This window comes from Streptomyces sp. SCA2-17 (assembly GCF_044336695.1).
The window spans coordinates 39,767-51,606 of the sequence record NZ_CP117521.1 but is presented as its reverse complement, the minus strand read 5'-3'; the positions used below and the strand labels follow the sequence as shown (position 1 = coordinate 51,606).

Here is an 11,840-nt window from a genome sequence, read left to right as displayed (position 1 = left end):
GGTACACGCACCGTCACCCTGAGTGCCGGATTTGCCGAATAAAGAGATCGATGGCATTTTCGTTCCGTTTGCGGCAATGCCTGGCGGGAAGCCTGGCAGCGGGCGATCCGGCGATGGGTGGGGGAGTGCGGGAATGATGGGGCATCAGTTGCGGGTCGGGACGGGTGTGGCGCTGGTGTGTGCGGCCGGGCTGGCGCTGGCCGGCTGCGGCGGGAACAGCTCGGACAGCAAGGCCGGCGGCTCGAAGTCGCCGTCCCGGAGCGCGTCCCCGTCCCGTTCGGCCTCGGCCTCGGCACCGTCCCCGGGGGACGGCAAGGGCAGCGGCGGCCGTGACGTCCTGCCGGGGCTGCCGTCGGCGGGCGAGGCACGCAAGGAGCTGTCCGGCCTGACGGTGGCCAAGCCCCGGCCGATGACCGGCTACAGCCGCGACAAGTTCCCGCACTGGGCCCAGCAGGGCAACAAGTGTGACACCCGCGAGACGGCCCTGGAGCGCGACGGCCGGGACGTGAAGCGCGACGACCAGTGCCGGGCGGTGTCCGGCACGTGGCAGAGCCTCTACGACGGCAAGACCTTCTCGGCCGCCTCCCAGGTCGACATCGACCACATCGTCCCGCTGGCCAACGCCTGGCGCTCCGGCGCCGACCAGTGGACCACGGACAAGCGCAAGGCCTTCGCCAACGACCTCACGCACCCCCAGGTACTCACCGTCTCCGCGGCGTCGAACCGCAGCAAGGGCGACCAGAGCCCCGACCAGTGGCAGCCCCCGTCGAAGGCCGCCTGGTGCGTGTACAGCCGGGCCTGGACCTCGGTGAAGTCCACCTACGGCCTGACCGTCACCGACGACGAGAAGAAGATGCTCACCACCATGCTGGACACCTGCACTTCCTGACCCGTCGTCCGCCCCTTCCGTCATGTGATCTCCCGCAGGGCGTTCGTGGCGCAGTGCACTTCGCCCCCGCTGAGGTGCGCCCAGGAGAAGTCCTCCACCCAGCGGACGCGCACGCCGCCGGTCGCCAGCGCCTGTTCGGCCTCCACCCGGAAGAGGTCACGCCCGGCGACCCGCGGGCCGTGCGGGACGGGCGCGGCGTAGTCGCGCGAGGTCAGGGACAGGCCGTTGGCGAGGGCGGGGGAGAGCGCGATGTGGCGCTTCGGCAGGCCCTTGCCCACGTCAGTCCTGAAGTAGAGCACCGGCAGCCGGACGATCTCCCGGGGCTTCAGCCCCGTCTCCCGCAGCAGCACCGACAACTGCCCGTCGATGTGCCGGGCGGCGTCCTCGTTGTCACCGGCGTGCTCCTCGTAGCGCAGGAGCTGATCCACGGTCGGCTTGTTTTCGGCGTCCGTGCCGGCGAAGAGACGCTGTCCGCCCTCACCGGCTCGCCGGGCCTCCTTGAGCAGCTCCACGGCCTTGCGGGGGTCGGACACGGCCAGGGTCCAGCCGCGCGCATTGTCCGCCCGGACGACGTGGACGGTCTCGTCGACATGGCCGACCAGAAGCCAGGACGTGTCCAGCACGACCGGCGGCTGCTGCCCCTGGGCGGTCAGCATGCCCACGAACGACGGGTCCGGGCGGCGCTCCGCGCTGCTGCCGTAGAGGATCCGGCCCTGCGGGTGACCGGCGTACGGCGGCAGGGACTCGAAGTTGCCCGTGAAGTTCAGCAGCTCGTCGACGTTCTTCTCGCGCTGCGCGGTGGGCGTGTACTGCTGGACCACGCCCACGCCGGGACCGCGCAGGTCGCGGTAGAGCAGCCGGCCGGCCCGGCGCAGGCTCGCGGAGCGGCCGTCGGCGGCCGTCCAGTAGTTGGGGGAGCGCAGCAGGATGCGCAAGGTCTGCGGACCGTGGGGCGTCGGCCTGGTGACGTACCCGGGCTCGGCGATGTCCTGGCGCCAGATGTCACGCCACCACTGCGACGTGCCGGGCTGGAACCTCAGCTCGCTCTCCGGCAGGCCGGACTCCTTCGCCGCCTTGCGCAGGGAGTCCGCGAACTCCTGCCACTGCCCCGGAGGCCGGCTCGCCGCCGGAACCTCGACGGGCTGCCCTACACCCGGCCCGGGCGCCGCGGCGAAGACGTGCTGCGCACGCTGCAAATCGTGCTGCAACAGCACCGGCGCCACGTGCATGCCGGCACGGGCGGACCGAGTGACCCCGCGCTCCGTCACGGACAGCGTCACCTCTATGCGCCCGTCCCACCGCTTCCGGTCGCGCACGATGTCACGGGCCTCCACGGCCAGCCGCACCCCGCGCCGCACCTCCTCCGCGCCGAGACGGCCGTCCGACCCCAGCGAGACGTACTTCCCGTCGCGCACGACGAACACGCGCGCGTAAGGGCTCTGGGAGGCGGGCAGGGAGACCCGGGCCTGGGCGTTCCTGCCCACGGCCATGGGCGCCACCGTCAGCGGGGTGAGGTCCTTGGCGTCGTCGGCGCCGTTGACCACGTCGTCAGCGGCGTCATTGCACGCGGCGAGCCGTTCGTCGACGGCCACGTCCAGCCGGTCCAGATCGCCCGGGCGCATGGTGCAGCGGCGTGCGTCGTCATCAAGATTCGGCAGCACGACCGGACCCTCGGGCATACGCAACCCGGGCCGCGCGGCCGGGGAAGCGGACAGAGAAGCGGACCGGGCCGCGGCCGGAGACGCCGACGCGGCGACGACCGCCGTACAGGCGAGCACGCCGACCAGCGAAGTCCGTGTGAACAGTGCTCTCTTCATGCCGCTTACTCTCGCGCCGCCGGGCACCGTGCCGCATCGGCCACCGGGTGGAGCGCGGGTTGAATCCTTCGGTGCAGCCCGGGGTGGAGACGCCTCCACTCACGGGTGGAGACGGGGGCAGCCGACCCCGACTTCCCGCCGCCGGGGGTGCCCTGGGGATGGAGCAGTGCCCTCGCAACGGACTTTTCCCCAGGCCGTTGCGGATGCCGGCGGGTGCCCCACCGGGCGAGGAGGAGCCGGGCTCCTGCCCCGCACGGCGGGTGCCGGGACGTCAGATTCCGAAGGGAGCCGCGTAGCGGACGGTGCCGCTCGGCAGTGGGTGGGCCTCGTCCAGCGACATGGCCATCATGGCCTCGTCCGGGACGTCGATCATCAGACCGATGCCGTACGCGGAAGCGCGGCCGAAGCCGAACCGCGGGTAGTACGCCGGATGCCCGAGGACGGTGACGAAGCGCTCGCCCATGTCCCTGGCCGCGGCGAGCGACGCGCGGATGGCGGCCGAGCCCGCGCCGCTGCCCTGGTGCTCGGGCAGTACGGAGACGGGGGCCAGGCACAGGGCCGGGGTGTCGCCGATGTGGCAGCGGGTCAGCAGCGCGTGGCCGACGGGCTTGCCGTCCTCGCCTGTGCTGACGACGGACAGTCCGTCGATCCACGCCGGGTCGTTGCGCAGGGCGTCGACGAGATCGGCTTCCAGCGGCGTCCCGAAGGCCGCGAGGACGATCTCGCGGACGGCGGGGATGTCGGTGCCGGTTTCGGCGCGGGTGATCCAGTTGCTGTGGGTACGCATGACGGGATGAAGATCCGTTTCATGGTCGGAAAACGTGCAGGGACGGGCCCCGCGGGCTCACGCTTCGTGCGCGTGCGAGGCGGGGTGCCTGGGTCAGGCCGTCGCCCGGGACGCGGGGGCGGTCCGGGCGCTGCTCGTCGCAGTGGCCTTGAGCGCGGTCATCAACCCCACCTCCCTGTTCGTCCTCGATCCGGATCAACACGTACGTCCCATGTCTACCACACCGACCGGAAATCTCCGCTCCCCATATTGCGGCCGCTGAATGCGGCCACCACGGACATCGCGGCGCTCTCCTCCTTCCGGATGGACCGCCGCCTTCCCGTCCTTCTTCCGGTGGAGGCCGTGCTGGTCATCGTGGACGATGCCCGGCCGCACGACGAGCCTGATCGTGGAGGGGACCATTCATCTTCGGTGGCAGGCACCGCGGGAGCAGGTGCCGGGGCGGGAGCAGCAGAACCATGACGGACGTGACGCGGCGCGGGGTACTGGCAGGCGCGGCAGGGTTAGGCGGGGCGGCGGCCGCCGGGCTGGGAGTGCCGGGGCTCGCCGTACCCGCGGCGGCAGCGGCGGCGAAGGAGGCGGGGGCCGCCGCCCCGCCCCGGCAGAGCCCGGCCAAGGCCGGTCCGGACGACGTGCGCTACCGCTCGCTCACCCACCGCGGCTGCAACGCGCGCTTCGTCGGCTCACCCGACTACGTACGCGTGGCCGCGTCGACCGAGCAGGTCGTCGAAGCCGTACAGCAGGCCGTACGCGAGGGCAGGCGCATCGCCGTCCGCAGCGGCGGCCACTGCTTCGAGAACTTCGTCGACGACCCCGCAGTGCGCGCCCTCATCGACCTCTCACCCATGACCGCCGTCCACTACGACGAGGAGCGACGGGCCTTCGCCGTCGAGCCCGGCGCGTCGCTCGGCGAGACGTACCGGAAGCTGTTCCTCGGCTGGGGCGTGGTCATTCCGGCGGGCGCCACCGCGGAGGTGGGCGTGGGCGGGCACATCCTCGGCGGCGGTTACGGGGCCCTGTCGCGCCGACACGGCCTGGGCGTGGACCATCTGTACGCCGTCGAGGTCGTGGTGGTGAACAAGCAGGGCGAGGCCTCCGCGGTCGTGGCCACGCGGGAGGCGGACGATCCCCACCGCGACCTGTGGTGGGCGCACACCGGCGGCGGGGGCGGCAACTTCGGCATCGTCACCCGATACTGGTTCCGCTCTCCCGGCGCCGAGGGCTCCGACCCGGCGCGGCTGCTGCCCCGGGCCCCTTCGTCCGCGCTCAGCTTCAGCGCTTCGTGGTCCTGGAAGGACCTCGACAAGGAATCGCTCACCCGGCTGGTGCGCAACCACGGCAGCTGGCACGAGCAGAACAGCGCCCCCGGCTCCGCCTACGCGGGGCTGTTCAGCGTCTTCATGCTCAACAGCCGCAAGGCCGGCACCGTCGATCTCGCCGGCCTGGTCGACTCCACCGGGTCCCGCGCCCGGAAGCTGGTGGACGACTACGTGGCCGCGGTCGGCAGAGGCGTGCGGGCGCGGCCCACCCGTAGCCATCTGGACCAGCCGTGGCTGCAGGCCGCCGCGACCGTGCAGGAGTCCACACCGGCGTTCTTCAAGGCCAAGGCCGCCTACCTGCGCAAGCGCTTCACGGACCGGCAGACCGACGCGCTCCACGACCACTTGGCGAGCGCGGACGGCGACCGGGTTGGTGGTTCGCTCTGGCTCGTCTCCTACGGCGGGCAGGTGGCCTCCGTCGCCTCCGGCGCGACGGCCGTCGCGCAGCGCGACTCCATCCTCAAGGCGGCCTATCTCGCCGGCTGGGAGAACCCGGACGAGGAGAGCGCCTCCCTGGCATGGGTGCGGGGGCTCTACCGCGCCGTGTACGCCGATACCGGCGGCGTGCCGGTACCGGGCGCCGTCAGCGACGGGTCCTTCGTCAACTATCCCGACACCGATCTCGCGGACCCGGCCCTGAACACCTCCGGCACGCCCTGGCAGACCCTCTATTACAAGCAGCACTACCCGCGTCTCCAGCAGATCAAGGCGCGCTGGGATCCCCGCAACGAATTCCGCCACGCGCTGTCGATCCAGCCGCCCCGGTAGTCACCGGCCCTCCGGATCTCACCGGCCCTCCGGCCCTCACCTGTAGGCGGCGAGGGCCGGTGCGAGCAGGCCGAACGCCCGGAGGGCCTCCCCTTCGAGGACTTCGGCGATCTCGGGGTTGCTGTGCCCGGCCAGGGTGAGCTCCTGGATGCGCTGGAAGAGGACGCGGTGCACCCCGCCCAGCAGAGCCGCGGCCGCGCGCGGGGTGATGTCCCCGGCGGACGCCCCGGTGGCCTCGGCGAGGGCCGCGGCCAGGGCCTCCTCGCGCTGGTCGTGCAGACCGCGCAGGCACGCCGACAGGGTGGGACTCTCGACGATCATGCGGGTGAACTCCGCTCCGGCGAATCCGGCGACCGGGTCCTGCGCGGCGACGGCGGAGAGGAACGCGCGCCGCAGGGCGGCGAAGGGGGACTCGCCGGGTTCCCGGCCGGAGACCGTACGCGCCAGGCCGGCGACGAACTCGTCCTGGTGGTCCAGCGCCATGTCCTCCTTGCGCGGGAAGTAGTTCGTGACGGTCTTCTTGGCGACGCGGGCGGCGTCGGCGATCTCCGCGAGGGTGGTGGCCTCGAAGCCCTGCCGCAGGAAGAGCCTGGTGGCGTGGTCGGAGATCAGCTGCCGCGTCTCCCGCTTCTTGGTCTCCCGCAGGCCTGTCCTCATGTCCATGGGGCGAATCTTACCCCGGACGTATTTTTACGTTGACTCCCTCGGACGGCTGCGCGTAAAGTTGCTCTCGACGTAAATTTCCCCCGAGGGGAAGATTGTTTCAGGTGCGGGCTCTCGCGTACCAGGAGGACTGTTTGAAGATCACCCATGCCGGAGCCGAGTTCGACCGCCAGGTCCGTACGCTGACCGACCTCGGCTATCCGGCCATGGCGGGCCTCGCTCCGGAGGAGTTCGGTGCCCTCGTCGCGCCCCTGCGCGCCGACGCCGTCGCCCACGGAGCCGCTGACGGCCCGCAGCCGTACGACCCCGAAGGCGGCCGCGTCCCCTTCCTCCTGGTCGTCCCCCGGAACCTGGCGCCCATCGAGGGGACGATGCCGCGCACCGTCCTCCACGGCGGAAACCGCCCCGGCTTCGTCGACCGTTCCTTCGAGCCGGGCGCCCTCGAACGCTTCGTCGCCACCCCGGACACCGGGCTTCCACGCGGCCAGGATGCCGGCCCCTACCTGCTGTTCGGCATCGAGCGCGGTGAGGAGTTCTGCGGCGCCGTACCCCACGAGGCCATGGACACCCTCGCCGGACGGGGACGCACCCTGCTCACCATCGAGGAGGGCATCGCGCTCATCACCCTCTTCCCCTCGGTCCTCGTGAAGAACAAGTGTTTCTCCCTCGGTGGTTCGCGCTCCGGTGACCGCCGGGTCCCGGCCCTCTGGATCAGCGAGAAAGCCCCGAAGCTCGGCTGGTGCTGGCAGGGCAACCCCCACACCTGGCTCGGCATGGCCTCGGCGAGCGCCCGCAGCGCCGCCGCCGCGCCGCCGCGGTAGGGGAAGGCCACAGGACCCGAGCGCGACGCCCAGGGCCGTCCGGGCTCGCTGCCGATGCCTCCGCGCCTCGTGCGCCGTCACGACCGCTTCGGCCGCGAAGACGGCAGCTTCCTCGCCCCGGCCGGAGCGTGCTCCTCGCAGCGCGCCCTGCCGCCGGAGGACAACCTGCGGGCCATCGACGACAGGGCCCTCCGCCGCGTTACGCCTTGAACGCCTCCGGACGCTCGCGCGACGCCTCGGCCAGCGCCTTGGTGACCGCCTCGACGCCTGCCCGGAGCCCGTAGACGGGCGTGGCGGGCTGCTGGCGCCAGGAGTCGTCGATGCCGCCCGCGTCGACCGTGTCGAAGCCGAGCTCGTCGATGAGGCGGCGGACGGCCTCCTTGGCCGCCTCGTCGTCACCGGCCACCGGCACGGCGAGCCGCTCCGGGTGGCCGACGGGCAGCGGCCTGTCGAGGATGTCCTGCGCGTAGGTGCCGTTGAACGCCTTGATGACCGGATGGCCGACATGCTGCTCGGTCCACCGGCTCTCCGGCAGGCCGTCCTCGATGGCGGCGATCCGCCCGTCGCGCTCCTTGGGGTAGTAGTTGCCGGTGTCGATGACGACGGCGCCCGGCGCGGCCTCGTCGAAGAGGCCGGACGGCAGGTCGGGGACCGCCTTCAGCGGGACGGTCACCACGACGACCTCCGCGCCCCGCGCCGCTTCGGCGGCGGTGACGGGGGTCGCGCCGGTCTCCGCGGCGAGTCCGGCGAGGGTGTGCGGGCCGCGCGAGTTGGCCACGGACACGTCGTGGCCCAGGGCCGTGAGCCGGCGAGTGAGGTTGCCGCCGATGTTTCCGGCGCCGATGATGCCGATTTTCATGGAGGGTCCTTCGAGGGCTGGTGATGTGCCGGCGGTGTCGCCGTGTTCGTGCCCAACTCCGGGGTTTCAGGGTCTATTCCGGTGCGTTCCCGTGAGGTGCTGCTCCTGAAGGCCGGCGTCCACCACACGGCCCAAGGGAGGACGCCGGCAGGGTGATCCCCTGCACCCCCGGGCACCCGGCCCCGTTGACCACGGCGTGACCGCACTCCGAGACCCCTGGCGCACGGCCGCCGGCGCCCTCCTCCTGCCGGCCCTCGGCCTTCTTACCTCCGCACCCCCGGCTCCCGTCCCCAAGGCCTCCGTGCATCCCGCCCCCGCGGCCCTCGTGCACGCGGTGGCGCGGCAGGCCGGTGCCCAGGATCCGCCGTGGCCGGTCGAGCGGTTCCCGTCCCAGGTCAAGAACGCGTGCGGGATCTGGAAGGGGCTCGACTGGCCGCGAGCGGAACGCGCCACCGACTACACCGCCGGCCCGGGCCTGGTCATCCGCGGCAGCAACGTCTACCGCAACCTCAACCGCGCCCTCCCGGCGGCCGGCCACTACCGCGAGTACGACGTCAACCCGCGCCCCGCGGGCCGGCACCGGGACGCGGAACGGCTCGTACGCGACACGACCGCCCGCACCGTCTGGTACAGCGGCGACCACTACGCCACCTTCCGGCAGATCTCCGCGGGCTGCCCCTGACGTACGGACGGGCCGGGCCCCTTCCGGGACCCGGCCTCTTTCGGTGGCTCAGGTGGCTCAGGCGGCTCAGATGGTTCAGTGGCTCGTGCGGGACGACCAGATCGCCTGGCTGCCGTCGTAGATGACGACGTTGCCGTCGTCCTGGACGGCCAGCCGCGAACCCGGGTGGCCCGCCGTCCTGGACGACCAGACGGCACGGCCCGAGGCGGTGTAGACGACGAAGTTGCCGTCCTCCTGGAACACGGCTCTCCAGCCCTGGCCAACGGTTCCGGTGGCCCAGCGGGCTCTGCCGAACTCGTCGTAGATGACGAGGTTGCCGTCCGACTGCATGACGAGCTGGGCCGTGTTGGAGGTCACCGACTGGTTCCGCTCCAGGGAGAACGGCGCGTAGAGCGTCTGCGTGGCCGTGGTGCCCGGCTGTACCGGCTTCACCGTCTTGGCCGCGACGGTCCCGGCGGCCGGGGCGGCGTTGCCGGAAGTCGCTGCGGTCGCCTGTCCGGCGAGTGCCAGCACGGAGAGCGCGGCGGCTGCGACGAGTGTGGTGGTCCGCTTCCTCACGAAAGATCCTTTCGTTGAGTGGTGCATCCACAGGAGTCCCCGGAGCCGGGGGCGCCGCATGTGACATTGGCATCCCCGTACGCAGGTTGACCGCTGTATGACCGGGGATGACGCATTCGCAACACCTTTTGGCGGGGCCGCGCCGGTTTCGCCCAGCCCTCCAGCCCCTGCCCCTGCCCAGCCCCCTGCCCCAGCACCCCAGCACCCCAGCCTCCGGGCGATCGCTCCGGGCCCGCAGCCCACCCGTACGCCCCCACCGCTAGCATCCGCACATGGATGCGAACACCGGTTTCGACCCGTGGTCCCCCCGGTTCGTCGCCGACCCGTACCCGGGATACGCCCGGTTGCGGGCCGCCGGGCGCGTGCACTGGTTCGGGCCGAGCCGCCAGTGGCTGGTACCGCACTACGAGGACGTACGGGCGCTCCTGCGCGACCGGCGGCTGGGGCGTACGTACCTCCACCGCTTCTCTCACGAGGAGTTCGGGCGCACCGCGCCCCTGGCGGCCCACGAGCCGTTCCACGTCCTCAACGGCCACGGCCTGCTGGACCTCGAACCCCCGGACCACACCCGCATCCGGCGCCTGGTGTCCAAGGCGTTCACCCCGCGCACCGTCGAGAACCTGGCGCCCGTCGTGGCGCGGCTGGCCGGCGAGCTGGTGGACGCACTGCTCGCCGCGGGCGGCGGTGACCTGATCGGCGCGGTCGCCGAGCCGCTGCCCGTGGCCGTCATCGCGGAAATGCTGGGCATCCCGGCGGCCGACCGGAAGCTGCTGCGGCCCTGGTCGGCCGCGATCTGCGGGATGTACGAGCTCAACCCGGACGAGGAAACGGCGCGGAACGCGGTGCGCGCCTCGCTCGACTTCTCCGCCTATCTGCGGGAGCTGATCGCCGACCGCCGCGCCCGCCCCGGCAGCGACCTGATCAGCGCCCTCGTCCTGGCACACGACGAGGGGGAGCGGCTCACCGAGCAGGAGATGGTGTCCACCTGCGTCCTGCTGCTCAACGCGGGCCACGAGGCCACCGTCAACACCACGGGCAACGGCTGGTGGGCACTCTTCCGCAACCCCGGTCAGCTCGCCGCCCTGCGCGCCGACCCCGGCTTGCTGCCGAGCGCGATCGAGGAACTGATGCGGTACGACACGCCGTTGCAGCTCTTCGAACGGTGGGTGCTCGACGACATCGAGATCGCCGGTACCGTCATCCCGCGCGGCAGCGAAGTGGCCCTGCTCTTCGGCTCCGCCAACCGCGACCCCGCCCGCTTCCCCGCGCCGGACCGCCTGGACATCACCCGTACCGACAACCCCCACATCAGCCTCGGAGCGGGCATCCACTACTGCCTGGGCGCGCCCCTCGCCCGCCTGGAACTCCACTCCTCCTTCGGTGCGTTGCTGCGCCGGGCGCCGCGGCTCCGGCTCGTCGCGGAGCCGGAGTGGAAACCGGGGTTCGTCATCCGGGGGCTGCGGGAGCTGCGAGTCGCCTGCTGAGCGGGCGCGACGCGCGGCAACGCACCATCCGCACATCCAGTCCCTATGGTCGCCTTTTCGGGTGATACGGCGCATGGGGCGCATGGCTGGGCACACGGTGGAGAGGGTGACCATGCCCGGACCGATCACCGTCACCCGGAGACCCACTCGCATGCGCCGACTCCCCGCGTTCCTGGAACAACCGAATCGCCCGGGCGGCGAGGCCTGACGGCACCAGTGATGCACTTCCGTACGCCGGCGGCCCGGTCCCTGACCGCCGCCGCCCCGCCCATCACCGGTCTCGTCACCGGTCTCGTCCTCCTGACCGGCTGCACGACCTCACCACCCCGCCCCGCCGCCCCGGACGACGTGATCAAGGCGGCCACTCAGCGCCTCACCGACGCGTGCCTCACCCGGCAGGGCCTCACCCCCTACCGCGCCGGGCAGAGCCCGCCGCCGGCCGCCGAACAGCAGCGGGTCACCGACGCGCTCTTCGGCGCGGGCCCGGCGGAGCTGTCCGTCGCCCTGCCCACCGGGCACGTCGTACGCGCCCACACCGACGGCTGCCTGGCCGCCGCCCAGCAGCGCCTCTACGGCGACCAGCCCCGCTGGTTCCGGACATCCGTGATCGTCAACAACCTGGAGCCCGAAGCCGGCCACACCCACCGCAGCCTCGCCGAAGTCCGCGACCGGCACCGCGCAGAGATCGCCGACTGGCGGCGGCTGCGCGAACACGCCCTCGCCGCAGCCACCACTTTGCTCCGCACCCCACCAACGACGGGAGACACCCGACCATGAAGCGCCTGACCGCCCTCCTCGCCGCCGCCCTGATCTGCACCGGCACCGTCCTGGCCACGTCGGCCGACGCCGAGGCGGCCTCCTGCCGCCGCGGCTACTTCTGCGTCTGGACGCACGCGAACTTCGACGGCATGAAGATCGAGCACAGCGGCGACGACCACTGGTGGGAGGGCAACATGAACAACCAGGACTCGTCCTGGGCGAACCACGGCGTCTCCGGGCCGGGGGTCAAGGACCACGTCAAGATCTACGACGGCCGCGAGCTGACGGGCGGCGTCACCCTCTGCCTGGCTCCTGGGCAGGAGGTCGGCTACAACGGGGGCGCGAACGACAGGGGCGGCTCCCACACGTGGACCTCCGGCTGCTGACGTCCTACGGAGGCCGTCCCGTAGACCGGGCCGCGCGCCCCGCCTCGC

General features: G+C 72.1%; 12 protein-coding genes and 1 pseudogene. 8 read left to right on the top strand and 5 right to left on the bottom strand.

Annotated elements, in window-relative coordinates; translation table 11 throughout:
- Window positions 1-136 precede the first annotated feature (136 nt).
- Window positions 137-889: an HNH endonuclease family protein gene (locus PS271_RS00255; protein ID WP_398386606.1), complete on the top strand. Its 753-nt coding sequence runs from the start codon at window positions 137-139 to the stop codon at window positions 887-889.
- A 20-nt stretch (window positions 890-909) separates the two neighbouring features.
- Here the strand turns inward: PS271_RS00255 and PS271_RS00250 are convergent, their stop codons facing one another.
- Both PS271_RS00250 and PS271_RS00245 read right to left on the bottom strand, forming a co-directional pair.
- A complete protein-coding gene (locus PS271_RS00250; protein WP_398378952.1) occupies window positions 910-2,706 on the bottom strand; it encodes a protein-arginine deiminase family protein in 1,797 nt (598 codons plus the stop codon).
- 271 nt (window positions 2,707-2,977) lie between these two features.
- The gene (locus PS271_RS00245) at window positions 2,978-3,493 is read right to left on the bottom strand and encodes a GNAT family N-acetyltransferase (RefSeq protein WP_398378950.1); all 516 of its coding nucleotides are present in this window, start codon (window positions 3,491-3,493) and stop codon (window positions 2,978-2,980) included.
- 458 nt (window positions 3,494-3,951) lie between these two features.
- Here PS271_RS00245 and PS271_RS00240 point away from each other — a divergent pair, with 458 nt between their 5' ends.
- Window positions 3,952-5,580: an FAD-binding oxidoreductase gene (locus PS271_RS00240; protein ID WP_398378948.1), complete on the top strand. Its 1,629-nt coding sequence runs from the start codon at window positions 3,952-3,954 to the stop codon at window positions 5,578-5,580.
- A 36-nt stretch (window positions 5,581-5,616) separates the two neighbouring features.
- Here PS271_RS00240 and PS271_RS00235 read toward each other — a convergent pair whose 3' ends face one another.
- A complete protein-coding gene (locus tag PS271_RS00235; RefSeq protein ID WP_495656742.1) occupies window positions 5,617-6,243 on the bottom strand; it encodes a TetR/AcrR family transcriptional regulator in 627 nt (208 codons plus the stop codon).
- A 134-nt stretch (window positions 6,244-6,377) separates the two neighbouring features.
- On the opposite strand from PS271_RS00235, the gene PS271_RS00230 reads away from it, so the two are divergent.
- Entirely contained in the window at window positions 6,378-7,064 is a 687-nt protein-coding gene (locus PS271_RS00230) for a DUF5701 family protein (protein ID WP_398378946.1), read from the top strand.
- 54 nt (window positions 7,065-7,118) lie between these two features.
- Window positions 7,119-7,274, top strand: coding sequence for a glycohydrolase toxin TNT-related protein (locus tag PS271_RS00225; RefSeq protein WP_398378944.1), 156 nt, complete (start codon window positions 7,119-7,121; stop codon window positions 7,272-7,274).
- Here the strand turns inward: PS271_RS00225 and PS271_RS00220 are convergent.
- Window positions 7,264-7,935 (bottom strand): annotated as a pseudogene (locus PS271_RS00220) (NADPH-dependent F420 reductase); the annotation flags it as partial. The gene PS271_RS00225 and the pseudogene PS271_RS00220 overlap by 11 nt on opposite strands.
- A gap of 184 nt (window positions 7,936-8,119) precedes the next feature.
- Here PS271_RS00220 and PS271_RS00215 point away from each other — a divergent pair.
- Entirely contained in the window at window positions 8,120-8,605 is a 486-nt protein-coding gene (locus PS271_RS00215) for a ribonuclease domain-containing protein (protein WP_398378942.1), read from the top strand.
- 75 nt (window positions 8,606-8,680) lie between these two features.
- Here the strand turns inward: PS271_RS00215 and PS271_RS00210 are convergent, their stop codons facing one another.
- Complete coding sequence (locus PS271_RS00210; protein ID WP_398378940.1) at window positions 8,681-9,163, bottom strand: hypothetical protein; 483 nt, start codon at window positions 9,161-9,163, stop codon at window positions 8,681-8,683.
- A gap of 272 nt (window positions 9,164-9,435) precedes the next feature.
- Between PS271_RS00210 and PS271_RS00205 the strand changes: the two genes are divergently transcribed.
- From PS271_RS00205 to PS271_RS00195, 3 genes are all read left to right on the top strand, one after another.
- Window positions 9,436-10,647, top strand: coding sequence for a cytochrome P450 (locus PS271_RS00205; RefSeq protein ID WP_398378938.1), 1,212 nt, complete (start codon window positions 9,436-9,438; stop codon window positions 10,645-10,647).
- Window positions 10,648-10,866: 219 nt separating this feature from the next.
- Window positions 10,867-11,424 (top strand): hypothetical protein, encoded by a 558-nt coding sequence (locus tag PS271_RS00200; protein WP_398378936.1) that lies wholly within the window; start codon window positions 10,867-10,869, stop codon window positions 11,422-11,424.
- Window positions 11,421-11,792 carry a peptidase inhibitor family I36 protein gene (locus PS271_RS00195; RefSeq protein ID WP_398378934.1) on the top strand — a complete coding sequence of 124 codons (372 nt, stop codon included), beginning with the start codon at window positions 11,421-11,423 and terminating at the stop codon, window positions 11,790-11,792. The genes PS271_RS00200 and PS271_RS00195 overlap by 4 nt, the downstream gene beginning before the upstream one ends.
- Window positions 11,793-11,840 lie beyond the last annotated feature (48 nt).

Excerpts from the sequence above, each read along its gene's own strand:
- PS271_RS00255 (WP_398386606.1), top strand. The coding sequence starts at position 137 with ATGGGGCATCAGTTGCGGGTCGGGACGGGTGTGGCGCTGGTGTGTGCG.
- PS271_RS00250 (WP_398378952.1), bottom strand. The coding sequence starts at position 2,706 with ATGAAGAGAGCACTGTTCACACGGACTTCGCTGGTCGGCGTGCTCGCC.
- PS271_RS00245 (WP_398378950.1), bottom strand. The coding sequence starts at position 3,493 with ATGCGTACCCACAGCAACTGGATCACCCGCGCCGAAACCGGCACCGAC.
- PS271_RS00240 (WP_398378948.1), top strand. The coding sequence starts at position 3,952 with ATGACGGACGTGACGCGGCGCGGGGTACTGGCAGGCGCGGCAGGGTTA.
- PS271_RS00235 (WP_495656742.1), bottom strand. The coding sequence starts at position 6,243 with ATGGACATGAGGACAGGCCTGCGGGAGACCAAGAAGCGGGAGACGCGG.
- PS271_RS00225 (WP_398378944.1), top strand. The coding sequence starts at position 7,119 with ATGCCTCCGCGCCTCGTGCGCCGTCACGACCGCTTCGGCCGCGAAGAC.
- PS271_RS00205 (WP_398378938.1), top strand. The coding sequence starts at position 9,436 with ATGGATGCGAACACCGGTTTCGACCCGTGGTCCCCCCGGTTCGTCGCC.
- PS271_RS00200 (WP_398378936.1), top strand. The coding sequence starts at position 10,867 with ATGCACTTCCGTACGCCGGCGGCCCGGTCCCTGACCGCCGCCGCCCCG.
- PS271_RS00195 (WP_398378934.1), top strand. The coding sequence starts at position 11,421 with ATGAAGCGCCTGACCGCCCTCCTCGCCGCCGCCCTGATCTGCACCGGC.